We start from the raw sequence: 24,129 nt of genomic DNA on the forward strand, positions 1-24,129 counted from the left end.
CATCACGCAGGTGAGGCGCTAATTTTCTTACACAAATTGGCGCGTACCGCTTGACGTGGCGGCGTTGGCGGGCCAATCTGTGACCAGCGATTGCAGCGCGGGCAGCCACCAGTGCGAAATCGTTTCCAGACGCTACTTGACAAAGTGCGTCTATTTTCTGCTACAGTTGGACGTTGCGCTGGCTGCCTCCTGTCCATCTGTCGATTCTCCTTCTGGCCACATTCTCCTCTGGTGTGTGCATGGTGATCGCGATCGAAGGTTGTCACCAGCGAACGGCCCACCAAGCCACTTAGCGCTTGTTGCACACACCGCTAGGCAGAACCCTCGTGTTGGAAGGACGCACCTTGGCAGTCGATCGCCAGTCCACCTCAACCACCATCCCGAATGCGCCGCACCGCGCATCGTTCGCGAAAATCAGCGAGCCTCTGGAGGTACCGGGCCTCCTTGATCTACAGCTCGATTCCTTCGAGTGGCTCGTCGGCTCCCCCGAGTGGCGCGCCAAGGCCATCGCCCGTGGCGAAGAGAACCCCGTCGGCGGTCTGGAGGACATCCTCCACGAACTGTCGCCGATCGAGGACTTCTCGGGCTCGATGTCGCTTTCCTTCTCCGACCCTCACTTCGACGAGGTCAAGGCCTCCGTCGAGGAGTGCAAAGACAAGGACATGACCTACGCGGCGCCCCTGTTCGTCACCGCGGAGTTCATCAACAACAACACCGGTGAGATCAAGTCGCAGACCGTCTTCATGGGCGACTTCCCGATCATGACCGACAAGGGCAGCTTCATCATCAACGGCACCGAGCGTGTCGTCGTCTCGCAGCTCGTCCGTAGCCCGGGCGTCTACTTCGACGCCTCCATCGACAAGGCCACCGAGAAGACCCTCCACACCGTGAAGGTCATCCCGGGCCGTGGCGCGTGGTTGGAATTCGACGTCGACAAGCGCGACACCGTCGGCGTGCGCATCGACCGCAAGCGTCGTCAGCCGGTCACCGTGCTCCTGAAGGCTCTCGGCTGGACGAACGAAGAGATCAGCGAGCGTTTCGGGTTCTCCGAGATCATGATGTCGACCCTGGAGAAGGACAACACCGCCAACCAGGACGAGGCGCTGCTCGAGGTCTACCGCAAGCTGCGTCCGGGCGAGCCCCCGACCCGCGAGTCGGCCGAGAACCTCCTCGAGAACCTGTTCTTCAAGGAGAAGCGCTACGACCTCGCCCGCGTCGGCCGCTACAAGGTCAACAAGAAGCTGGGCCTCACCGACAACCCGATGACGGGCGAGTCGGTCCTCACCCGCGAAGACATCGCCGCGACCGTCGAGTACCTCGTGCGCCTGCACGATGCCGACCCGCACACCGTGTCGTTCTCGCAGGTCGCCGGACCCGACAGCCTCGAGGTTCCGATCGAGGTCGACGACATCGACCACTTCGGCAACCGTCGTCTGCGCACCGTCGGCGAGCTCATCCAGAACCAGATCCGCGTCGGACTCTCGCGTATGGAGCGCGTCGTGCGTGAGCGCATGACGACCCAGGACGTCGAGGCGATCACCCCGCAGACCCTGATCAACATCCGTCCCGTCGTGGCGGCGATCAAGGAGTTCTTCGGAACGTCGCAGCTCTCGCAGTTCATGGACCAGAACAACCCGCTGTCGGGTCTGACGCACAAGCGTCGTCTCTCGGCACTCGGCCCGGGTGGTCTGAGCCGTGAGCGTGCGGGCCTCGAGGTCCGCGACGTCCACCCGTCGCACTACGGCCGCATGTGTCCGATCGAGACCCCTGAAGGTCCGAACATTGGTCTGATCGGTTCGCTGTCGGTGTACGCACGGGTCAACCCGTTCGGCTTCATCGAGACGCCGTACCGCAAGGTCGTCGATGGCGTCGTCAGCGACGACATCCAGTACCTGACCGCCGACGAGGAAGATCGTTTCCTCATCGGCCAGGCGAACACCAACTTCGACCTCAACGGAACCATCACCGACGATCGCGTGCTGGTCCGTAAGAAGGGTTCGGAGGTCGAGTTCGTCGGCGCGAGCGACGTCGAATATCTCGACGTCTCGCCGCGACAGATGGTGTCGGTCGCGACCGCGATGATCCCGTTCCTCGAGCACGACGACGCGAACCGCGCCCTGATGGGTGCGAACATGCAGCGTCAGGCCGTGCCGCTGGTCCGTAACGAGTCGCCGCTGGTCGGCACCGGTATGGAGCTGCGTGCGGCGGTCGACGCCGGCGACGTCATCGTCTCGGGCAAGACCGGTGTGATCGAAGAGGTTTCCGCCGACTACATCACCGTGATGGCAGACGACGGCACCCGCGACACCTACCGGATGCGCAAGTTCGCCCGTTCCAACCACGGCACGTGCGCCAACCAGCGCCCGATCGTCGACGAGGGACAGCGTGTCGAGGCAGGTCAGGTCCTGGCCGACGGTCCGTGCACCGAGAACGGCGAGATGGCACTGGGCAAGAACCTGCTCGTGGCGATCATGCCGTGGGAGGGTCACAACTACGAGGACGCCATCATCCTGAGCCAGCGGCTCGTGGAGGAGGACGTGCTCACCTCGATCCACATCGAGGAGCACGAGATCGACGCCCGCGACACCAAGCTCGGTGCCGAGGAGATCACGCGTGACATCCCGAACGTCTCCGACGAGGTCCTCGCCGACCTCGACGAGCGCGGCATCGTGCGTATCGGTGCCGAGGTCCGCGACGGCGACATCCTGGTCGGCAAGGTCACCCCGAAGGGCGAGACCGAGCTGACCCCGGAAGAGCGTCTGCTCCGCGCGATCTTCGGTGAGAAGGCTCGCGAGGTTCGCGACACGTCGCTCAAGGTGCCTCACGGTGAGACCGGCAAGGTCATCGGCGTCCGCGTCTTCAGCCGCGACGACGACGACGATCTCGCACCCGGTGTCAATGAGCTGGTCCGCGTGTACGTGGCTCAGAAGCGCAAGATCCAGGACGGCGACAAGCTCGCAGGCCGCCACGGCAACAAGGGCGTCATCGGCAAGATCCTCCCGCAGGAGGACATGCCGTTCCTGCCCGACGGCACCCCTGTCGACATCATCCTGAACACCCACGGTGTTCCGCGTCGTATGAACATCGGTCAGATCTTGGAGACCCACCTCGGGTGGATCGCCAAGACCGGCTGGAACATCAACGTCGCGAATGGTGTGCCCGACTGGGCGTCGAAGCTGCCCGAGGACATGTACTCGGCCGAGCCCGACACCAACACCGCAACCCCGGTGTTCGACGGCGCCCGCGAGGAGGAGCTGACCGGACTGCTGTCCTCGACGCTTCCGAACCGCGACGGTGAGGTCATGGTCAACGGCGACGGCAAGGCGATGCTGTTCGACGGTCGTTCCGGCGAGCCGTTCCCGTACCCGGTGTCTGTCGGCTACATGTACATCATCAAGCTGCACCACCTGGTCGACGACAAGATCCACGCTCGCTCCACCGGTCCGTACTCGATGATCACCCAGCAGCCGCTCGGCGGTAAGGCCCAGTTCGGTGGCCAGCGCTTCGGTGAGATGGAGTGCTGGGCCATGCAGGCGTACGGCGCTGCCTACACCCTGCAGGAGCTGCTGACGATCAAGTCCGACGACGTGGTCGGCCGCGTCAAGGTCTACGAGGCCATCGTCAAGGGCGAGAACATCCCCGAGCCGGGCATCCCCGAGTCGTTCAAGGTGCTCCTCAAGGAGCTGCAGTCACTCTGCTTGAACGTCGAGGTGCTGAGCTCCGACGGTGCGGCGATTCAGATGCACGACACCGATGACGAGGATCTCGAGCGCGCAGCCGCCAACCTCGGCATCAACCTGTCGCGCAACGAGTCGGCCACTGTCGACGACCTCGCGAACTGATCTCGCTGCCGCCGGTCACGGAGTTTCCGTGACCGGCGGCCAACGGCCCTTTATTGACAGAGCTCTGGAAAGGTAACAAGTGCTCGACGTCAACTTTTTCGACGAACTGAAAATCGGTCTTGCAACGGCCGACGATATCCACAACTGGTCGTACGGCGAGGTCAAGAAGCCGGAGACCATCAACTACCGCACGCTCAAGCCTGAGAAGGACGGCCTGTTCTGCGAGAAGATCTTCGGACCTACTCGCGACTGGGAGTGCTACTGCGGCAAGTACAAGCGCGTGCGCTTCAAGGGCATCATCTGCGAGCGCTGCGGCGTCGAGGTCACCAAGGCCAAGGTGCGTCGTGAGCGGATGGGCCACATCGAGCTGGCCGCACCGGTCACCCACATCTGGTACTTCAAGGGTGTCCCGAGCCGCCTGGGCTACCTGCTCGACCTCGCGCCGAAGGATCTCGAGAAGATCATCTACTTCGCCGCATACGTCATCACCTCGGTCGACGACGAGCTCCGCCACAACGAGCTCTCGACGCTCGAGGCTGAGATGGAGGTCGAGAAGAAGGCTGTCGCCGATCAGCGCGACGCCGACCTCAACGAGCGTCAGCAGAAGCTCGAGGCCGACCTCGCCGAGCTCGAGGCCGAGGGTGCCAAGGCCGACGTGCGCCGCAAGGTGCGCGACGGTGGCGACCGCGAGATGAAGCGGATGCGCGACGCAGCACAGCGTGAGCTCGACGCTCTCGAAGAGCTGTGGGACAAGTTCGTGAAGCTCTCCCCGGGCGATCTGATCATCGATGAGAAGCTCTACCACCAGCTGCAGGACCGCTACGGCGAGTACTTCACCGGTGCGATGGGCGCCGAGGCGATCAAGAAGCTCCTCGAGACCTTCGACATCGACGCCGAGGCCGAGTCGCTGCGCGAGACCATCCGCAGCGGTAAGGGTCAGAAGAAGCTGCGCGCGCTCAAGCGACTCAAGGTCGTCGCGGCGTTCCAGCAGTCGGGCAACTCGCCGCTGGGCATGGTCCTCGACGCTGTGCCGGTGATCCCGCCGGAGCTGCGTCCGATGGTGCAGCTCGACGGTGGCCGTTTCGCGACCTCCGACCTCAACGACCTCTACCGTCGTGTGATCAACCGCAACAACCGCCTCAAGCGACTGATCGACCTCGGTGCTCCCGAGATCATCGTCAACAACGAGAAGCGGATGTTGCAGGAGTCTGTCGACGCCCTGTTCGACAACGGCCGCCGCGGCCGTCCGGTCACCGGACCGGGCAACCGTCCGCTCAAGTCGCTGTCCGATCTGCTCAAGGGCAAGCAGGGTCGTTTCCGTCAGAACCTGCTCGGTAAGCGCGTCGACTACTCGGGCCGTTCGGTCATCGTCGTCGGCCCGCAGCTCAAGCTGCATCAGTGTGGTCTGCCCAAGCTGATGGCTCTCGAGCTGTTCAAGCCGTTCGTGATGAAGCGTCTCGTCGACCTGAACCAGGCGCAGAACATCAAGAGCGCCAAGCGCATGGTCGAGCGTCAGCGCCCGGCCGTGTGGGACGTCCTCGAAGAGGTCATCGCCGAGCACCCCGTGCTGCTCAACCGTGCTCCGACGCTGCACCGCCTGGGTATCCAGGCGTTCGAGCCGCAGCTCGTCGAGGGCAAGGCCATCCAGCTGCACCCGCTCGTGTGTGAGGCGTTCAACGCCGACTTCGACGGTGACCAGATGGCCGTGCACCTCCCGCTGAGTGCGGAGGCGCAGGCCGAGGCACGCATCCTGATGCTGTCGTCGAACAACATCCTGTCGCCCGCGTCGGGTCGCCCGCTGGCCATGCCGCGTCTGGACATGGTGACCGGTCTGTACTACCTGACCACCCTCAAGGAGGGCGCGGCAGGCGAGTACACCCCGGCAACCGACGACGACATCGAGCGTGGCGTCTACTCGAGCCCGGCTGAGGCCATCATGGCCGTCGACCGCGGTGCGCTCACCGTGCAGTCGCGCATCAAGGTGCGTCTGACCGATCAGCGTCCGCCTGCCGACATCGAGGCCGAGCAGTTCCCGGATGGCTGGAAGTTCGGTCAGCCGTGGGACGTCGTGACGACGCTGGGTCGCGTGCTCTTCAACGAGCTGCTCCCCGTCGAATACGCGTATGTCGACGAGCAGATGCCGAAGAAGCGTCAGGCCGCGATCATCAACGATCTCGCCGAGCGCTACCCGATGATCGTCGTCGCGCAGACCGTCGACAAGCTCAAGGACGTCGGCTTCTACTGGGCCACCCGTTCGGGTGTCACCGTGTCGATGGCCGACGTGCTCGTGCCGCCGGCCAAGGCTGAGATCCTCGAGCGTTACGAGGAGCGGGCCGACGGACTGGAGCGCAAGTTCCAGCGTGGTGCCCTCACCCCGGACGAGCGTCGTGATGCTCTGGTCGAGATCTGGAAGCAGGCCACCGAGGAAGTCGGTAAGGCCATGGAGGACTACTACCCGGACGACAACCCGATCACCATGATCCCGAAGTCCGGCGCGACCGGAAACATGACCCAGGTGCGAAACCTGTCGGGCATGAAGGGTCTGGTGACGAACCCGAAGGGTGAGTTCATCCCGCGTCCGATCAAGTCCTCGTTCCGCGAGGGTCTGACCGTCGCCGAGTACTTCATCAACACGCACGGTGCTCGTAAGGGTCTGGCCGACACCGCACTTCGTACGGCCGACTCGGGTTACCTGACCCGTCGTCTGGTCGACGTCAGCCAGGACGTCATCGTCCGCGAGACCGACTGTGGCACCGAGCGCGGCATCAACGTGTTGCTCGGCGAGAAGCAGCCGGATGGTTCGATCATCCGCGACGCGCACGTCGAGACCTCGGCGTACGCCCGCACCCTGGCCGCCGACGCGGTCGACGAGAACGGCAACGTCATCGTCGAACGTGGTCACGACCTCGGCGATCCGGCCATCGAGGCTCTGCTCGCAGCAGGCATCAACCAGGTCAAGGTCCGTTCGGTCCTGACCTGCGCGACCGGCACCGGCGTCTGCGCCATGTGCTACGGCCGTTCGATGGCGACCGGCAAGCTCGTCGACATCGGCGAGGCCGTCGGTATCATCGCCGCACAGTCGATCGGTGAGCCCGGTACCCAGCTGACGATGCGTACGTTCCACCAGGGTGGCGTCGGTGACGACATCACCGGTGGTCTGCCGCGTGTCCAGGAGCTCTTCGAGGCGCGCGTGCCCAAGGGTGTCGCACCGATCGCGGAGGTCTCCGGACGGATTCGCCTGGAGGACGACGACCGCTTCTACAAGATCACGATCATCCCCGATGACGGATCGGAAGAGGTTGTCTACGACAAGATCTCGAAGCGTCAGCGTCTGCGTGTCTTCAAGCACGACGACGGCTCCGAGCGTCTTCTCGCCGACGGCGACCACGTCGAGGTGGGCCAGCAGCTCATGGAGGGTTCGGCGAACCCGCACGAGGTGCTGCGCGTCATGGGTCCGCGTCAGGTGCAGGTGCACCTGGTCAACGAGGTCCAGGAGGTCTACCGGAGCCAGGGTGTGTCGATCCACGACAAGCACATCGAGACCATCGTGCGTCAGATGCTGCGTCGTGTGACGATCATCGACTCGGGTTCGACGGAGTTCCTGCCCGGCTCGCTCACCGAGCGTGCCGAGTTCGAGGCCGCGAACCGTCAGGTCGTGTCCGAGGGTGGCGAGCCCGCCGCCGGACGTCCGGTCCTCATGGGTATCACCAAGGCCTCGCTGGCGACCGAGTCCTGGCTGTCGGCGGCGTCGTTCCAGGAGACCACGCGTGTCCTGACCGATGCGGCCATCAACAGCCGCAGCGACAAGCTGATCGGTCTGAAGGAGAACGTGATCATCGGTAAGTTGATCCCGGCTGGTACGGGCATCAACCGGTACCGCAACATCGAGGTCCAGCCGACCGAGGAGGCCCGCGCGGCCGCCTACGCGGTGCCGTCCTACGACGACACCTACTACAGCCCGGACGGCACCTTCGGTGCTCCCGCCGGCGCTGCGGTTCCGCTGGACGACTACGGTTTCGGCAGCGACTACCGCTGACGGTAACCCGCTGATCGAGCTGTAGTTCTCGCTGATCGAGCTTGTCGAGATCATCGCTGATCGGCGGTAACCCGCTGATCGAGCTCGCTCTCGCTGATCGGCGGTAACCCGCTGATCGAGCCTGTCGAGATCACCGAAACGGCCCCGCACCTCACAAGGTGCGGGGCCGTTTTGCGTGACGATGCGTCGGGCGCTCACTCGTACCGGTAGGGCAAGTACTGCACGTTCCAGTGGTTGCCATCAGGATCGTCGAAGTAGACGAAGTGGCCCCACGACTGGACGTCGACCTCACTGGCGTCGACGCCGGCGTCGAGTAGCTCCTTCCGCGCAGCCTGGATGTCGGACACGCAGAGCATCAGTGTTCCGGCGTTGGGTGGCGCGGCGTCGACGATGCCCCGGCCGAAAGCGATCGAGCAGCGCGAGCCGGGCGGTGTCATCTGCACAAACCTGATCTCGTCGGTGGGGGACGAGTCGTGGTCGGGGTTGAACCCGATCCTGGTGTAGAAGTCCTTTGCTCGATCGACGTCGGTGACGGGCAGAAACGCGACTTCCAGTGTCCAATCCATGATTGTGGCCTTTCAGGTGGGACGCTTCGAGGTTCGAGCCGAGTGCCAATCACTCGACGAACCGAGCATCGCAGCCAATGCGGTCATATCGGGTCCGCAATAGAAACCCGGCGCCGCCCAGTCGACGCGACGAGACGCACACTCGACGGGCTCGAGCGCCCACTCGACGCCACGAGACGCCCACTCGGCCGGCGCGAGCGCCCAGTCGACGCGACGAGACGCCCAGTCGACGCGACGAGACGCCCACTCGGCCGTCTCGAGCGCCCAGTCGACGCCCCCGCTGATCGCGCGCAACCCCCGCTGATCGAGCTTGTCGAGATCACCAGAACATCGGGGCGAGGAACTTCGACGCGTAGTCGCGCAGCGCGTCGGCGTCGTCGATGTCGACGGTGTGCGAGTCGGTGAGCGCGAACGACATGATCAGCCGAAACAGCGTCTCCGACGCGAGCCGCAGGTCGGCGTCAGGCATGTTGGCGCCCGCGGCACGCAGGGAGTCGACGATGCTCTGACTGAACTGCCCGACCATTTCCACCACGTACGGGCCGTCGAATCCGATGATCAGGTCGGCGGCGCCCGGCTCGTCGGCGAGTATGCGGGTGACGAGTTCATTGCTGCGAGCCCGCGTGATGGACACCTGGAACCCCTCGATCACCGCTTCGCGCGGGTCGAGGTCGCGAACAGCCTGTTGCATCTCGGAGAAGAAGTCCCTGCGCAGTTGCAGCACGACCTCGGCCAGGAGCGCATCCTTGCTGGGGAAACGGCGATACAGCGTGCTGCGGCTGACGCCTGCGTCGCGGGCGATGCAGTCGATGTTGGCTCGACGGACCCCGGAGCGCACGAACTCCGACGACGCCGCGTCGATGATCCGACGCTCCTGTTCCTCGGCGCGTCGACGACGCGACGCACCCAGCATCGTCATCGCCGAACCCGCGTGGGTCGACGCCGCGGTCGAGGCTGAGCCTACTTCTGACACTCGTGAACCATAACTCACTCCAACGTTTCACGATCTCAAACACTCGACATCGACGGTATCGAGCATCGAGCGTGCGACGAGCTTGTGTTTCTGCAGTTGACAGCGCAACCACGAATGGGGGTGTGACAGCGGACACATGGATATGTGATACTCGCCTCGGCGCGAAGAATGAAACCGGGATGTCTAATACGTCCCAAAACCAAACAAGTGCTTGATTGAGTTTATGGGGGTTGCGCGTGCCGATGGCGCAGAGTGTGCAGGGCTTCGTCCGCACGGTCAGGCTGGGCGTGCGCACCTCTGTCATCGCGACGACAGACATCGTCGGCGGCAGGTTTCCGGTCCGCGAGGCGACCGTTCAGGCGTGGTTCCTGCTCAGCATCACGGTCCTGCCCGCCCTGCTGATGGCCGTACCGTTCGGAGTGATCATCGCGGTGCAGATCGGCGGCCTCACCAGCAACCTCGGCGCCACCTCGATGGCCGGAGCCGTCGGCGGCATGGGTGTCATCCAGCAGGGCGCGCCGATGGCCGCCGCCCTTCTGCTCGGTGGTGCAGGGGCGTCGGCGATCACGGCGGATCTCGGAGCTCGCACGGTCCGCGAGGAGATCGACGCCATGCGAGTCCTCGGCATCGATCCCACGCGCCGGCTCGTCGCACCGCGGATGGTCGCGATGGTGCTGGTCGCCCCGGTTCTCTCGATCCTCATCATCGTGATCGCGGTGGCCGCGAGCTTCATCGTGGCGATCGTCGGACAGGGGGTCATCGCGGGCTCGTATTGGCAGTCGTTCGGCAGCTACGCGTCGACCACGGACCTGTGGATCTGCCTGGGTAAGTCGGTCATCTTCGGTTTCGTCGTGGTGGTCATCGCGAGCAGGCGGGGGCTCGAGGCCGCCGGGGGCGCCCGCGGCGTCGCTGACGCTGTCAACGCGGCCGTCGTGCTCGGCATCGTCGCGTCGATGGTGATCAACGTGATCATCACCCAGGTCACGACGCTCTTCATCCCGCCGCAGGTGATCTGAGATGGCGGTGATCTGACATGGCGCAACGCGCCGGGAGTTACATCCCGAGTACCAAGTTCCCGCGCTTGGAGAGAGTCGCCGACGACGCGGGCCGCCCGTTCGAGCACATCGGCCGCCAGGTGACATTCGTGCTCGACACCATCGCGGGTCTGCCGCACACGGTGCGCGCGTATCGCAACCAGACCCTCGCGGCGTTCGCCGAGACCACCTGGGGCAACGGCTCGATCCTCGTCGGCGGCGGGATCGCGAGTGTGCTTGCAATCCTTGGTGTTTCGGTCGGCGGCATGATCGGCATCCTCGGTGTCACCTCGCTCTCATCGCTCAACCTCTCTCCGATGGCAGGCCTCATCACCGGGTACGCCGCCACGCGTGAGATGGCCCCGATCGTCGCGGCAGTGGGGTTCGCCGCGCAGGCGGGATGCCGGATGACCGCCGAGATCGGCTCCATGCGCATCTCGGAGGAGATCGATGCCCTTGAGGCGCAAGCGATCCGGCCGATTCCGTTCGTGGTGGGCACACGCGTCATCGCGGGCGTCCTCGCCATCGTGCCGTTCTATCTGATCTCGCTCTGCCTGGCCTATCTGTCTTCGCGGCTGGTCGTCAGCGTCGTCTACGGCAATTCCGCGGGCGCCTACGACCGCTACGTCGAGGCGTTCGTGAGTCCGGTCGACGTCGTCTATTCGACGATCAAGGTCGTCGTCTTCGCGGTCCTGGTGATCATCGCGCACACCTATTACGGCTTCTTCGCGAGCGGCGGTCCCGAGGGAGTCGGCATCGCGTCCGGCCGGGCGATCCGCGCCAGTCTCGTGCTGATCGTCGCGGCCGACATGGTGATGTCGCTGATGTTCTGGGGTCTGAACTCGGGGCTGAACTTCGCATGAGCAGGGCACGCGAACTCTCCCCGGCCGCGCTGCGCAAGCGAGGCATGCTCGCCGTGCTCGTGGCTGTAGCCGTCGTCGCTCTCGTCGCCATCAAGCCCTTCAGCGGAGGCGACGACTCCGTGCGCTTCGCCATCGACGCCCCATCGCTTCCCGACGGCGTGCAGGAGGGCGTCCCGGTCGATATCCGCGGCGAGACCGTCGGAGAGGTCTGCGGCCTCGACATTTCACGCCGCGACGTCACGCGCATGGAGGTCTGCGTCAACCGGGACGCCATAGGCGAACTGACCGAGAACACGGCGGTGAGCTTCGTGTCGCGCAACCTCTTCGGCTCCGACGCCGTGCGTCTGAACCCGACGGGTTCGGGCTCGTCGGTCACCAGTGGCAGCACCATCACGCTCGCACAGGCGCCGTCGGACTACACCGTGACGGCCACCGTGCGCAGTGCGGGCTCCTTCACCCTGCCCGTGCTGTCCCCACAACTCAGCGACCTACTCAAGCAGGTGAGCGACACGACGATTCGCCTGTCACCGTTTCTGACCGCGGCAACCGTCACTCTGCAAACGGTGCAGCAAGGGCAGCGCACACGTCTGAATGCGCTCTTACCCACTGCCGCAGACGCGTTCAGCGGCGTCGGTGCTGCGGCAGCGGGCGCAATCAAGGGACTCAACATCTTCAACTCCAACCCCCTCCTCCTCGACCACGGTTACGTGCTGCAGGTCGCGCAGATGATCGGCGACATCGGAGATCTGTTCGGCGGCATGGGATCACTGTTCAACGGCCTCGCGCCGTTCGGCGCGTTCATGGACCTCACCAACGCATTCACGACGCCGCTCGGGCAAGGACTTTCGGGTGTCACCCCCGCGCAGGTCGGCACGCTGATCGATCACTTCGGCAATGCGTTCCACACCGATCCGACGACGGGGCGAACCACCCTGTCGGTAACCGCGCACCTCGACGTCGTGCCCGGAGCATCGGCACCGTTGAACCAACTGCTGTCGAGAGTGGGTGGAGGTTCGTGAGAAACGCGTCGTCGGCGACGAAACGACTGCTGCTCGTGGCGGCCGTCGTGATCCTCGCCCTCTATGCGATCGTGCAGGCGATCAATCGGCCGGTCGGCGGCGACGTCGAGACCTACCGCGCCGAGTTCTCCGACGTGTTCGGGCTGCACAAGAACGCCGACGTCCGCGTGCGCGGCGTCCAGGTGGGCAAGGTGACCGACATCGATCTCCAGTCCACCGGCGTGGCAATGGTGACTTTCACCGTGCGCCAAGAGAATCGGCTCACCAGTCGCGATCAGCTCGCGATTCGATTCCAGAACCTCGTCGGCCAACGCTACCTCGCGGTCACCAAAGCAGAAGTTGCACAGAAAGCGGAGGTCAACGGGACCGTCAGCACGACCACGCCAACGGATGCGGCGCCACTCGACCCCGGTCAGGTGATCCCCGTTGCCAAGACGAGTGGCTCCTTCGACATCACCAAGCTGTTCAACGGATTACGACCGCTGCTGCAGGGCGCCGACCCCGAGGTGTTCAACACCTTCGCCACCAACATGCTCCATCTGCTCCAGGGCGAGGACGGCGTCGGACTCGGCGACGTCCTCGCCGACGTCGAACGTCTCACCCGTTTCGCTACCGACAAGAAGGCCCTGATCTCCACGGTCGTCAACAACCTCGGCATCGTCTCCGCTGCGCTGCAGGGCAAGTCCGAGATCATCGGGGTGCTGATGAAAGGCCTCGGCGTACTCTTCGACACTCTCGAGACCAAGCTCGATCTGCTGAAGTCCGCATTCGGCAACGGCGCCAGAGTGTTTCCGCCGATCGTCGACCTGCTCTCGAACCTGTTCGACCTCACTCTCGGTGGCCACGACAACGTCTCTGCGCGCATCATGCAACTCGTCCCCGACACCAACCAGTTCGCCGAGGTGCTCGGCGCGTTGCCGACCTTCCTGGCGACCGTGAACGCGTCGATGAGCCACCTGGGCTTCGACGCGACGTGTTCGCGCGGCGAGGTGGCGCTGCCGGAGATGGGGCAGGTCCTGCTCGGCGGAGGGAAGGTGACGTTGTGCAAGGCCTGAGTCGACTATCCGACTTCGCTGTCCGCGACCAGGTCTCCCGCAGGGCCGAGATCTCCTGGGCCGTCGGGGTTGTCGCCGTCGTGGCCGTGCTGGTGGTCGTCGTCGGCGTCCTCTATATCTCGCCTCCCGGGCGCGCGATCGTGCACGCGGTGATGTCGGAGAGCGGCGGCATCAAGGGCGGCACCGAGGTACGCATCGCAGGCGTGACCGTCGGCAAGGTCACCGATGTCGCATTGTCCGACGACAAAGTCGACGTCTCGCTCTCCGTCGACCGCACCGTATTCCTCGGCGACCAGACCTCCCTCGACGTCCGGATGCTGACGGTGGTCGGCGGAGCATACGTCGCACTGCTGCCCGCAGGAGATAAACCGTTGGGCGACTCAGTGATTCCCGTCTCGCGTACCTCCGTGCCCTACTCGATCTCCGAGGTGCTCGACTCCGCCGCCAAGACCACCTCGGGCATCGACGCGCCGACGATGCGCGGCACGGCGATGGCGCTGACCAACAGCCTCGACGCCGCGCCCGGCGCCATCCGCGGCATCATGTCCGACGTCGACACCCTCACGGGCTTGCTCGACAAGCAGCAGGATCAGATCAAGAGCGTCGCCGACATCGGCGGCGAATACAGCACAGCCATGGCGGCACAACGAGCCACGCTCGTCGAGATGATCAAACGCATTCACGCCGTACTGCCGCTCATCATCGGCTACAAGGATCGTGGCATCATCACCTACGACGCCCTCGCGTCGCTCGTGCTCTACGTCGGCGACGTCCTCGGCGAGCCGTATCAGGCGCGCATCAAGCCGCCCCTGCGCAAGATCATCGCCTCCGCGGGCGAGACCAAAGACATCGCGGCAAAGATGAGTGTCGCGATCACACAGCTGCGCGGCATCGCCGACAAGCTCAGTCGCACAATGCATCCCAATGGCGTGACACTCGACTTCGGTGATCAGGTGATCGACGACTCGTCGATCTGCATACCCATCGCGGGCCGCACATGTTGACCGCACGAGCGCGCCGAATCGACAGCAGGGCGATCGCACTGGTCGCCGCGATCCTCGTCGTCGCGCTGCTTGTCGGTGCGGTGGTCGTCTACCTGAGGTCGACGTCGAACAACGCGCGTGCACTCTGCGCCCAGCTACCCGACTCGGCCGGCCTCTATGCGGGAAATGCGGTCAACATCCGGGGCGTCAAGGTCGGAACAGTGACCTCGCTGAACCCCGAAAACGGTTACGTGACAGTGCACATGAAGGTCGACGACCGGCCGCTGGCTTCCGATCTCAAAGTGGTCGCGATCAACAACTCGGTGCTCGCCGACCGTCGTCTCGAACTCGTTGGCACCGACGCACACGGCGGCCCCGAACTAGCCGCGCAGACATGTGTTCCGCTCTCTCGGACGTTTACGCCCATCTCGGTCAGCGATGCGTTCCAGTCGTTCACGACGATGTTCAACGAGGTCGGGGGAGTGGGTACAGATACGAAAAAGCCGGTGGGAGAGCTCATCTCGGTCACCTCGCGGGAGATCAACGGGACCGGCGGCGACATCAACAAGTCCATCAAGAACATGTCGAGCCTGATGGCAGCACCCGACGAGTTCCTCGCGCAGATGCGCTCGATCTTCGACAATCTGGCGACGCTCACCGATGTCACCACCCAGAACTGGGATGATCTGCGCGATATCGGGACCAACTCGGCGTCGTTGACGTTCATGATGGGCAGGCTGATCGAAGACTTCGTCTATATCTTCAATGGATTGTCTGAGGCCGCGCCCGCGATCGACGATCTTCTCGGCGACCTCCTACCGCCGCTGCTCGACACCGCCGACGTCGCGAAACCGCTGATCGATCTCGGTGTCGCCAAAACCCCTGACCTGCTTGTGCTTCTGCGTGAGATCCCGGGAATCGCGACGTCGGCGTTGGCCATGATGAGCCGGTCCGCGCGAGGGGTTCCGGTGTCTGTGTCGGGGCCGAAGGTGCTCACCAGGACCCCGAGTAGCGCGGCGCTGTGCGGACTCCTCGACCGCAGCGGTGCCGGGAGCTGCGACGTCCGCACCGGACAGACGGCGGTCGTCGATCTCACCGGCCTCGTGGGCGCTGCGATCCAGGGAGGTCTCGGCCGATGATGCGTCGTGGAGTCTCATTTGTCCTGTGTGTACTGGCCGTGGTGGCAGCAGTTGTCGTCGTCGCGGTCGGACGTGGGACCAATCCCGCGAATCTGTTGCCGAGACTGACCTCGTCGTCGTCGAATTCGACGACGCTCTACGTCGACTTCTCCTCGGTCGTCAACCTCCCGCTGGGTGCGCGGGTGCTCTCACGCGGCACCCAGATCGGGACGCTTGAATCCATCGAGCTCGTCCCCAACGCCGCGCGGCTGACCCTCGGCATCACGCCACAAGCCCAGGTGTTGCGCGGCTCGAAAGCCGAACTGCGACAGTCGACGATGCTCGGCGACATCTACGTCGCGTTGATACCGCCCGCATCCTCGAGCGCGCCCCTCCTGCACGACGGCGACGTCATCGGTCTACACGACACAGACCCCGGCCCCCAGATCGAAGACATCATCACCAATCTCGCCGACTTCATGGCGGGCGGTTCGGTGATGCGAGTGCAGGATTCGATCCGCAAGGTCAACGAGTCCGTCGACATCGAGAACGGCGACCTCCCCGCAGCATCACGCGTCGGCGCCCACGATATCCAGGATCTCGCACGCGGCACCGACGAGCTGAACTCGATGATCGACACACTCGATGAAACCAGCCGCCAGATAGCTTCTGACCCAGCTCTTCTCGCGATGTCGATGGGTCCGCAGGGCCAGTTCACCCTGGGATCTGTCATGGACGCGATCAGTGAGGGATTCAAACTCGTCGCGGGTTCCAGCGCTCTCGCGATCGGTCTGAGCTGGCTCACGCCGAGGCTCGCCGAGCTCAACCCGTTCCTGGAGAAGATCACGCCCCTGCTGCGCAGCTACTCCGCGTCCTCGACCGAATTCAACGGCAACATCGGCAAGGTCGTCGACGTGACGCAGACAAAGCTCCTCCCGTTCGCCAAGAACGGTGGGGTCTCCGTCGACAAGATCACCGTGGGTGGGGATCGTCGGGAAGCAACTCGGTCGGTGACGGCGGTGTTGCGCATGATCGGAGCGGTCCGATGAAGGCGCGCTACATGTTCTCCATCATGGCGACCATTGCGGTGCTCATCCTCGCGGTCGCCTACCTCTCGGTGGGCGTACTGAAGATGCGGGTCATCTCCGACCAGACGACGGTCACCATCACCGCACCCAAATCCAATGGCCTGCACGCCGGTTCGGCTGTCCTGCTCCGCGGAGTGTCGATCGGGAGTGTGTCGTCGGTGACCTACACCGGCGGCAACGACATCGACATCGAGATCTCCTACGACGCCACGCATCAGATACCGTCGAACAGCAAACTCGTCATCGAGAACCAATCGATGATCGGGGAGTCGGGACTCTTCCTCATCCCCCCGAAAGACGATGCGGCCCAAACGATTCGTAGTGGTCAGACCCTGACCGCAACCGTGGTCGACGTCCCGGCATCGGTACCGGAACTCCTCGGCTCGACACAGACGCTGCTCGATCAGGTCGACCCGACACTCGTCAACGATCTCGTCGACACTCTCGCGGCAGCACTCGCCGGAACCGAGTCCGACGTCGAACGCCTCACACCAGCCGCGCAGGTACTCGCGGCGACGATGATCTACTCACAGCCGGCCATCGAGAAGATCATCGGAAACTCGACGACGATGCTGCAGGACGGCGCCTGGATCGGCCCGTCGCTGCGTCCGACTGCTCCCCAACTCGTGTACGCGGGCACCAGCGTCCGCGACGTCGTGACCGCGGTCAAGCCATTCGCGGTCTCCACCGACGGCGGAAAGAAGATCCGAGATCGCTGGAAACCGTCATTGAATCGGTCCGCTGAGTTCGTGAACACCATCGCACCCCCATTGGGCAGCATCGCCGACACACTGCTCCCCGCCGCACGGCAGTCGGGTTCGGTGCTGGCCCAGATCAACATCGCGACGCTGCTGGAGCAGGCAATGAAGGTCCTGCCCGGCGACAGCCTGCAACTAACCGTGACCCCGCCGAGATGACAGCCCGAGCCGACAAGGAGTCAGCCCATGACAACCGACCTGCACACCACGACCAACGACGCCGAGCCGGAGAACGACGAGGGCGCGAATGACACCACCGCTACGCCCGCCGAGAAAGCTACTGCCGAGAAGCCCTCCGCAGGGAAGGCTGCTGCCGAGAAGACTCCCGCCGCAAAGCCTTCTCCCGAAGAGTCTCCTGTCGAAAAGCCATCCGCGCGAGCTCAGTTGACCGAGTACCTGACGGTGCGTCGCCCCCCGGTTGTCGCGGCGGTCAGCATGCTGTGCGTCGCCGCGCTAGTCGCGGTCGGCGTGCTCGCCTACCTCCTCGTGCAGCGATCCGACGACCTCGCCGCCGAGCGCCAACTGACCGCCGACAAACAGACAGCCGAGACCGTCGCCGGTAGGTACGCGGTCGGCGCGGCGACATTCGACTTCAACAACCTGCAACCGTGGTCGGCAGCACTCAAGAATGGCACTGCGCCGGAACTCAATTCGCGCTTCGACGTCGCGGTGAACACGCTGACACCACTCATCCAAGAGGTCCAGTGGGTGCAGACCGCGAAGCTGATAGCAGCGAAAACCGTTGACATCAGGGCTGATCGACAGTTCATCGTGCAGGTCTTCGTCTCCACGCACATGACGAGCACACAGAATCCGAAGGGACTCAACACCGTCACCCCCTACACCATCACGCTCGACCGTGACAGCAAGTGGCTGATCACCGACGTCGCCGGGATCGCAGGCGCGGCACAGGACGGCTCGTCGGGCAGCGGCACCCCGAATCTCACGCAGAGCGACGCGGGCTCCGGAAGCCAGGGCAGCAGTACTCAGGGAAACAGCAACCAGAGCGACGGCAACCAGGGGAGTGACGGCACGGGCGGTCAGGCTCCGGCCGTCCCCGCGCAGCCGACACCGTGACCTCGTCCCCAACCCCACCAAGCGGACGCCGCTGGTCGGTCGTGCTGCTCGTCGTGGCAACGGTGGGAGGCGTTGCCACGACGATGACGTGGGTTCGGGCGCAGGGGTCGGTCATTCCGGCGTCGACCGATCTGACCGACCAGGCCGTCACACGTTCGGGAGCACCCGAAGAGCTTGCCGCGCGCGGCGTCGTGAGTCTTGGCGGAGCCATCGCGCTGGTGGCAGCCTGCCTCCTCGTCGCGCTGGCGCTGTGGGCAGTCAGCCCGGGCTATCGGCACGCTCGCGCCGGGTACGCCGTGATCGGGGTGTCGGCGGTCGGCATCGCGGCGGTGGTGTGGTTCCTCATGGATGCGGCGGTGTATTCGTCGGTCTTCGGCGGGGCAGTCGACGTCCAGACCGACACCGTCGAGGTGTCCGCATGGCCGCCGATCACGCTGTGCTGCTTCGTGATCGCCTGTCTCGTGGGTGTGATGCTGGTGCCGCGAGCGGGTCGAGACGATCGCACACCAGCCAACGACGTTCCCGCAGAACCCTTTACGACGCCGCGTCCCCCAACGCTCAGAGCATCACGCCGAACATGATCGACATCCCCGCGGCCATGCAGATCTGCGAGATGTCGCCCGCGAAGGCGAGTACATCCGACGTCGTGCCCGCGCGGCGTCGTCGATCGAGATAGCGGTACAACCACACCACGGCGGCGATGGCGAAACCGATCGTGAGAATCCAATTGATGGGAGTGATGTACGCCGGTTGGCTGGTGCCGGTCATGTCCATTCCCGGCATGTCCATGCCGCCGGAACCGTGGTCGTGGGCGAGCACGAGCTCGCCGAGCGCCGACGTGTATTCGACTGCGCCCGAAGCACTTGCCGAGGTACTCCCAGGGAGCAGGCTGCCGTTCATCACGGCGTACATCCACGCCATCGCGCCCATCATGACCGCGTGGTAGACGGCGACAGATCGTCCGAACACCGAGTCGGTCGCGGGGACGCAACCACAGTTCGCCCCGCAGGTGCACACATCGCCACACCCGCATTCCGGTTCGGCGAGAACAGAACTCGGGAATGCGAGAGTCGCCAGAAACCAGATGGCAGCGACGATGAAGAAGACCGTCGGGCCTGTGGTCGGCCAGCTCATCGAGAACGGCCACGCCATCACGATCATCGCGACGGCCATGATCAGGTGCAGCACGTGTCCGACGTAGGCGGGCCAGCGAAGCGGTTGGCGCACCATTGCGTACACGGTCAACGCCGCGGAGATCGCGAACAGGATCGTGACGACCCAGCGGAGTGCGAGATTGTCGATCATCGGGCACTCTCGGTTGCTGCCGTAGCCGGTTGCTCATCGGAGGGGCCGTGCTCGCTTCCGTGCGGAGGGGTCCCCGAACCGCGGCGCGAAGCAACGATGCCCCACACGGCGTCGACGATCACGAACAGCGCCAACGGAATTCCGAACCACGGCGCAAACCACCCGAGTACTGCGACCACGACGATGAGCGCAACCGCCTCACCGGGCAGGAGCGAACTCAGCGACCCTCGCCCCGGCGCTTTGGGCAGTCCACCTCTCGTGGGACGCCGCCGCCACCACATCAGGTAGCCGCGGACGATCACGCTGATCAGTCCGATTCCCAAGAGCACCAGGATGATCTGATTGATGATGCCGAAAAGGCCCATATGTGCGCTGATGGCCCAGTCGGTCATTTTCGCCATGAACGGCCACTGCGCGAAGTTCACCCGATCGGCGACAGCAAATGTCTTGGGGTCCACCGCGATCGCGTCGTACCGGGTGGGGAATCCGCGGTTGTTCTCGTTCACCGACCACGCCGCGCCCTCCGCGGACGGCGGCGTGATGACCATCGGTGCGCGCAGACCCGCTTGCGTGGCGGTGTTGTCGACGGCGGTGAAGTCCGACGGCGTGATCGTCGGCGGGGCTTCGGCTGTCGCATCACCCCCGTGGTGATGACCTTCGCTCGACGACGCGGGCGACGTCGAGACCGCGGGCGTCGTCCACGACAGTTCGGTGCGCAACTCAGAAATGCTCGCACCCGCATACCGCGACCAACTCAGCCCCGACGCCGACAGCGCGACGAGTCCGATGATGATCCACGTGCCGACGGCCCCGTGCCAGGTCAATGTTCGACGACGCTTCGGGGCATCGCGGTCAGGGGTGAGCACACGGTTGAGCTTGTGGGTCCGTCGTCGATAGCCGATCCAGAGGACCAGCCCACCCAGCGCCGTCACCCAGAGCCAGCTCGCGGCGATCTCGCTGTAATTGCGGCCGACGACACCCAGGTGCAGGTTGCGGTGCAGGTCGTCGAACCACGTGCGTACGGGCAGCCATTCGCCCATCGTGGTCAGCGATCCGCGCACATCACCGGTGTACGGATCGACGAAGACGGTGCGTGTTCGGTCAGACGGCAGGTCGTCGACGCTCAGTGTCACCCGCGTCGTCGAGTCGGCCTTCGGTGCAGGCGTCACCGACGCGATGCTTCCCTCCGGATGAGCTCGACGCGCCGCAGCGACCTGATCGCCGAGCGGAAGCCGCTGTGTGCCGACATTGTCGACGGTGAGCTCATGACTGTAGACGGCCCGGTCGACCTGCGGGATGAGTGCGTACAGCGTGCCCGTCACGGCCGCGACCAGCAGGAACGGGCCGATCAGGATGCCAGCGTAGAAATGCCAGCGCAGCAGGAGCGGACGCCACCGCTGTGCCGCCGACGGGGCCGGCCGCGCGCCTCGCGCATCACGATCTGGTTCGACGGCTTCTGATTCGCCGGTCTGGGGTTCGACGGTCTCGGACTCGGCTGGCTTGTCTGGCGCGGAATCCACGGGTGGAGGGCTGACCACGGCTTCGGTGACTTCCTTCTCGGGATGGCTGCACTGCCGCCGGTTTTCCGACGGCACTGTGAGGAGTAGTCGCCTCGGCCCCGCTTGCGGTTCCCGCAGATCTTGGATGACCTGGGTCACTGTCGACTGTGCGCTCGAGACCGTCGACCGTGCGCTCCATCACGCCGACCGTGCGCACGAGGCAGAAGTCCCGCACGTCAGCGCGCCAGACCATAGGGTTGATACGTGCAGCCAGACGCACCTGTCACCATCTTCGGCCCCGACTTCCCGTTCGCATACGACGACTGGATCAGCAATCCCGCGGGTCTCGGTCGCGTGCCCGACGACGCGCTGGGCGCGGAGGTCGCGATCATCGGCGCCGGTATGGCGGGCATGGTCGCCGCGTACGAGTTGATGAGGGTCGGTCTGCGGCCCGTCGTGTACGAGCCCGATCGCATCGGCGGCCGGCTGCGCTCCGAGCAGTTCGTGCCGGGAGAGCCCGAGGTCGCCGAGCTCGGCGGCATGCGGTTCCCCGTCTCGTCGAGCGCGTTCTTCCACTATGTCGACGCACTCGGTCTGCGCTCGCGCCCGTTTCCCAACCCGTTGACAGAGGCCGCGGGCAGCACCGTCATCGATCTCGGTGGCGAGACGTTCTATGCCGAGACGCTCGACGACCTACCGCCGATCTACCGCGAGATCTCCGACGCCTGGGATTCGGCGCTCGAACGTATCGCGGGATTCTCTGCGCTGCAGGATGCGATCCGCGCTCGCGACACCGCCACGCTCAAATCGATGTGGAACGAACTCGTCCGAGAGTGGGACGACCGCAGCTTTTACGACTTCCTCGCGACGTCGAAAGAGTTCGGTAACGCGACGTTTCGGCATCGAGAGTTGTTCGGGCAGGTCGGATTCGGGACAGGCGGGTGGGATTCGGACTTCGGCAACTCGATGCTGGAGATCCTGCGCGTCGTCGTGACGAACTGTGACACCGACCAGCGGTTGATTGTCGGTGGGGCAGAACAGGTTCCGCGTCGCCTCTGGTCGGCCACGCCCCATCGCATCGCGCACTGGCCGGTCGGGACAAGCCTGTCGTCGCTGCACAGTGGCGCGCCACGCGCGGGCGTTGCCGCGATCCGACGACTCGGCCCCGACCGCATCGAGGTCACCGACCGCTGGGGCGACTCGCGGGAGTTCTCCGCCGTGGTCGCCACCTGCCAGGCATGGCTGTTGTCGACCGAGATCGAGTGCGACGAATCGTTGTTCAGCCAGGACCTCTGGATGGCGCTCGACCGCACCCGCTACATGCAGTCGTCGAAGACGTTCGTCATGGTCGACCGTCCCTTCTGGACCGACACCGACCCTGCGACCGGCCGTGACGTCTTGAGCATGACGCTCACCGATCGCCTCACCCGCGGCACCTACCTGTTCGACAACGGCCCCGACCGTCCCGGCGTCATCTGCCTCTCGTACACGTGGATGAGCGACGCACTGAAAGTGCTGCCGCATCCGGTCGACCGCCGCGTCGAACTCTCGCTTGCGGCACTGAAGAAGATCTACCCCGACCTCGACATCGCGTCGCACATCGTCGGCCGCCCGATCACCGTCTCGTGGGAGGACGACCCCAACTTCCTCGGCGCGTTCAAGGGCGCACTGCCCGGCCACTATCGCTATAACACCCGGATGTACAACCACTTTCACGGTCAAGAGAATCTGCCCGACGCCGAGCGGGGCATCTTCATCGCGGGCGACGACGTCTCGTTCACGCCCGCATGGGTCGAGGGCGCGGTGCAGACAGGCCTCAACGCGGTCTGGGGAGTGATCACTCATTTCGGCGGCGCCTCGCACCCGTCCAATCCCGGGCCGGGTGATCTGTTCGCAGAACTCGGACCCATCGACATAGGGCCGTGACCGCCGTCCCGCCACAGAAGTGCGTCCCATCGCAGAAAGAGACTTGGATGACCACCGATCGACTACGAATTGCGTTGTGGCAGTGCCACTCTGTCGCCGACGACGTCGAGGGCAATCTCGACCGACTTGAGCAAGCTGCCACGGAGGCCGCTGCACTCGACGCCGACCTGTTGATCACGCCCGAGATGTACCTGACCGGCTACAACATCGCGCCGAGCACCGCGCGACGCCTCGCCGACCCCGTCGACGGCAGGCTCGGCAACGCCGTCGGTGACGTCGCGCGTCGCACCCGGATCGCGATCCTGTACGGATGCGCAGAACTCGACGACTCGGCCGTCTACAACACCGTGAGACTCGTCGACGCGAACGGCATTTCCCTTGCCTCGCACCGGAAGACGCATCTGTTCGGCGACGTCGACCGCGACGCCGTGACCGCGGGTATCGCCCCGCCCCCGGTGATCGACATCGGCGGCTGGAGTCTCGGTCTGCTCATCTGCTACGAGGTCGAGTTCCCAGAACTGGTGCGCGACCTCGCGGTCCGTGGCGCCGAGGTGATCTGCGTTCCCACCGCGAACATGCCCGAGTTCGACGCCGTCCAGACGGTGCTGCTCCCGGCCCGCGCGCTGGAGAACACCGTCTATGTGGCATACGCGAACTACTGCGGCGTCGAGGGCGACCTCGCATACGGTGGCCTCAGCGAGGGCATTGGCCCGGACGGTCGGGTGCTCGCGCGTGCCGAGCGCGAACCAGAACTGCTGGTCGTCGACGTCGAGCGAAAAGTGCTCGACGACGCGCGCGAGCGATTCACCTACCTGGACGACAGACGCTCGGATTTGTTGTCGTAACGCGAGGCGTCTCGGGCGCGGCACATCATCCGTTGATTTCAATATGAAGTTTGGTTCAGCAATTATTTAGTCCTCGCATCTGCGCAGGTCGAAGGCCCTCTGTGAGACGCTTGGACGAATGTGTCGACAGTCACGTCGGGAT

19 protein-coding genes are annotated in these 24,129 nt (G+C 64.7%); 14 read left to right on the forward strand and 5 right to left on the reverse strand.

What is annotated here, in order from left to right; genetic code table 11:
• The first annotated feature begins 344 nt into the window (after positions 1 to 344).
• Positions 345 to 3,842: a DNA-directed RNA polymerase subunit beta gene (gene rpoB / locus ABW18_RS09120; protein WP_049699013.1), complete on the forward strand. Its 3,498-nt coding sequence runs from the start codon at positions 345 to 347 to the stop codon at positions 3,840 to 3,842.
• A 79-nt stretch (positions 3,843 to 3,921) separates the two neighbouring features.
• Positions 3,922 to 7,878, forward strand: coding sequence for a DNA-directed RNA polymerase subunit beta' (locus ABW18_RS09125; protein WP_049698696.1), 3,957 nt, complete (start codon positions 3,922 to 3,924; stop codon positions 7,876 to 7,878).
• 194 nt (positions 7,879 to 8,072) lie between these two features.
• Here the strand turns inward: ABW18_RS09125 and ABW18_RS09130 are convergent, their stop codons facing one another.
• The 3 genes from ABW18_RS09130 to ABW18_RS09140 are packed head-to-tail and all read right to left on the reverse strand — an operon-like array spanning position 8,073 to position 9,417.
• On the reverse strand, positions 8,073 to 8,444 hold the full coding sequence (locus ABW18_RS09130; RefSeq protein WP_049698697.1) for a VOC family protein: 372 nt from the start codon (positions 8,442 to 8,444) through the stop codon (positions 8,073 to 8,075).
• Between the two features lie 12 nt (positions 8,445 to 8,456).
• On the reverse strand, positions 8,457 to 8,738 hold the full coding sequence (locus ABW18_RS09135) for a hypothetical protein (protein WP_049698698.1): 282 nt from the start codon (positions 8,736 to 8,738) through the stop codon (positions 8,457 to 8,459).
• A 25-nt stretch (positions 8,739 to 8,763) separates the two neighbouring features.
• Positions 8,764 to 9,417: a TetR/AcrR family transcriptional regulator gene (locus ABW18_RS09140; protein ID WP_235434336.1), complete on the reverse strand. Its 654-nt coding sequence runs from the start codon at positions 9,415 to 9,417 to the stop codon at positions 8,764 to 8,766.
• A 236-nt stretch (positions 9,418 to 9,653) separates the two neighbouring features.
• On the opposite strand from ABW18_RS09140, the gene ABW18_RS09145 reads away from it, so the two are divergent.
• The 10 genes from ABW18_RS09145 to ABW18_RS09190 are packed head-to-tail and all read left to right on the forward strand — an operon-like array spanning position 9,654 to position 18,993.
• On the forward strand, positions 9,654 to 10,433 hold the full coding sequence (locus tag ABW18_RS09145) for an ABC transporter permease (protein ID WP_049698700.1): 780 nt from the start codon (positions 9,654 to 9,656) through the stop codon (positions 10,431 to 10,433).
• Between the two features lie 17 nt (positions 10,434 to 10,450).
• On the forward strand, positions 10,451 to 11,314 hold the full coding sequence (locus ABW18_RS09150) for an MlaE family ABC transporter permease (protein WP_049698701.1): 864 nt from the start codon (positions 10,451 to 10,453) through the stop codon (positions 11,312 to 11,314).
• Positions 11,311 to 12,333: an MlaD family protein gene (locus ABW18_RS09155; RefSeq protein WP_049698702.1), complete on the forward strand. Its 1,023-nt coding sequence runs from the start codon at positions 11,311 to 11,313 to the stop codon at positions 12,331 to 12,333. Before ABW18_RS09150 ends, ABW18_RS09155 begins: the two co-directional genes overlap by 4 nt.
• A complete protein-coding gene (locus ABW18_RS09160) occupies positions 12,330 to 13,388 on the forward strand; it encodes an MlaD family protein (protein ID WP_049698703.1) in 1,059 nt (352 codons plus the stop codon). Before ABW18_RS09155 ends, ABW18_RS09160 begins: the two co-directional genes overlap by 4 nt.
• Positions 13,376 to 14,392, forward strand: coding sequence for an MlaD family protein (locus ABW18_RS09165; protein ID WP_049698704.1), 1,017 nt, complete (start codon positions 13,376 to 13,378; stop codon positions 14,390 to 14,392). The genes ABW18_RS09160 and ABW18_RS09165 overlap by 13 nt, the downstream gene beginning before the upstream one ends.
• Complete coding sequence (locus ABW18_RS09170; protein WP_049698705.1) at positions 14,386 to 15,510, forward strand: MlaD family protein; 1,125 nt, start codon at positions 14,386 to 14,388, stop codon at positions 15,508 to 15,510. The genes ABW18_RS09165 and ABW18_RS09170 overlap by 7 nt, the downstream gene beginning before the upstream one ends.
• 41 nt (positions 15,511 to 15,551) lie before the next feature.
• Positions 15,552 to 16,538 (forward strand): MlaD family protein, encoded by a 987-nt coding sequence (locus ABW18_RS09175; protein WP_235434337.1) that lies wholly within the window; start codon positions 15,552 to 15,554, stop codon positions 16,536 to 16,538.
• The gene (locus tag ABW18_RS09180) at positions 16,535 to 17,494 is read left to right on the forward strand and encodes an MlaD family protein (RefSeq protein WP_049698707.1); all 960 of its coding nucleotides are present in this window, start codon (positions 16,535 to 16,537) and stop codon (positions 17,492 to 17,494) included. The genes ABW18_RS09175 and ABW18_RS09180 overlap by 4 nt, the downstream gene beginning before the upstream one ends.
• A gap of 27 nt (positions 17,495 to 17,521) precedes the next feature.
• Entirely contained in the window at positions 17,522 to 18,412 is an 891-nt protein-coding gene (locus ABW18_RS09185; protein WP_049698708.1) for a hypothetical protein, read from the forward strand.
• A complete protein-coding gene (locus ABW18_RS09190) occupies positions 18,409 to 18,993 on the forward strand; it encodes a hypothetical protein (protein ID WP_152930049.1) in 585 nt (194 codons plus the stop codon). Before ABW18_RS09185 ends, ABW18_RS09190 begins: the two co-directional genes overlap by 4 nt.
• On the opposite strand, the gene ABW18_RS09195 is transcribed toward ABW18_RS09190, so the two are convergent.
• A complete protein-coding gene (locus ABW18_RS09195; protein ID WP_049698709.1) occupies positions 18,971 to 19,717 on the reverse strand; it encodes a DUF5134 domain-containing protein in 747 nt (248 codons plus the stop codon). The two genes, ABW18_RS09190 and ABW18_RS09195, sit on opposite strands and share 23 nt — an antisense overlap.
• Positions 19,714 to 21,237 (reverse strand): PepSY-associated TM helix domain-containing protein, encoded by a 1,524-nt coding sequence (locus ABW18_RS09200; RefSeq protein ID WP_049698710.1) that lies wholly within the window; start codon positions 21,235 to 21,237, stop codon positions 19,714 to 19,716. Before ABW18_RS09200 ends, ABW18_RS09195 begins: the two co-directional genes overlap by 4 nt.
• A gap of 243 nt (positions 21,238 to 21,480) precedes the next feature.
• Here ABW18_RS09200 and ABW18_RS09205 point away from each other — a divergent pair, with 243 nt between their 5' ends.
• Together ABW18_RS09205 and ABW18_RS09210 are read left to right on the forward strand one after the other, a co-directional pair.
• The gene (locus ABW18_RS09205; protein WP_049698711.1) at positions 21,481 to 23,142 is read left to right on the forward strand and encodes a flavin monoamine oxidase family protein; all 1,662 of its coding nucleotides are present in this window, start codon (positions 21,481 to 21,483) and stop codon (positions 23,140 to 23,142) included.
• A 47-nt stretch (positions 23,143 to 23,189) separates the two neighbouring features.
• On the forward strand, positions 23,190 to 23,987 hold the full coding sequence (locus tag ABW18_RS09210) for a carbon-nitrogen hydrolase family protein (RefSeq protein ID WP_049699015.1): 798 nt from the start codon (positions 23,190 to 23,192) through the stop codon (positions 23,985 to 23,987).
• Positions 23,988 to 24,129: the final 142 nt, after the last annotated feature.

Origin of the sequence: Gordonia jacobaea (genome assembly GCF_001186365.1) — a bacterium.
Lineage (GTDB): Bacteria > Actinomycetota > Actinomycetes > Mycobacteriales > Mycobacteriaceae > Gordonia > Gordonia jacobaea.

Excerpts from the sequence above, each read along its gene's own strand:
- ABW18_RS09150 (WP_049698701.1), top strand. The coding sequence starts at position 10,451 with ATGGCGCAACGCGCCGGGAGTTACATCCCGAGTACCAAGTTCCCGCGC.
- ABW18_RS09210 (WP_049699015.1), top strand. The coding sequence starts at position 23,190 with ATGACCACCGATCGACTACGAATTGCGTTGTGGCAGTGCCACTCTGTC.
- ABW18_RS09170 (WP_049698705.1), top strand. The coding sequence starts at position 14,386 with ATGTTGACCGCACGAGCGCGCCGAATCGACAGCAGGGCGATCGCACTG.
- ABW18_RS09180 (WP_049698707.1), top strand. The coding sequence starts at position 16,535 with ATGAAGGCGCGCTACATGTTCTCCATCATGGCGACCATTGCGGTGCTC.
- ABW18_RS09130 (WP_049698697.1), bottom strand. The coding sequence starts at position 8,444 with ATGGATTGGACACTGGAAGTCGCGTTTCTGCCCGTCACCGACGTCGAT.
- ABW18_RS09155 (WP_049698702.1), top strand. The coding sequence starts at position 11,311 with ATGAGCAGGGCACGCGAACTCTCCCCGGCCGCGCTGCGCAAGCGAGGC.
- ABW18_RS09195 (WP_049698709.1), bottom strand. The coding sequence starts at position 19,717 with ATGATCGACAATCTCGCACTCCGCTGGGTCGTCACGATCCTGTTCGCG.
- ABW18_RS09185 (WP_049698708.1), top strand. The coding sequence starts at position 17,522 with ATGACAACCGACCTGCACACCACGACCAACGACGCCGAGCCGGAGAAC.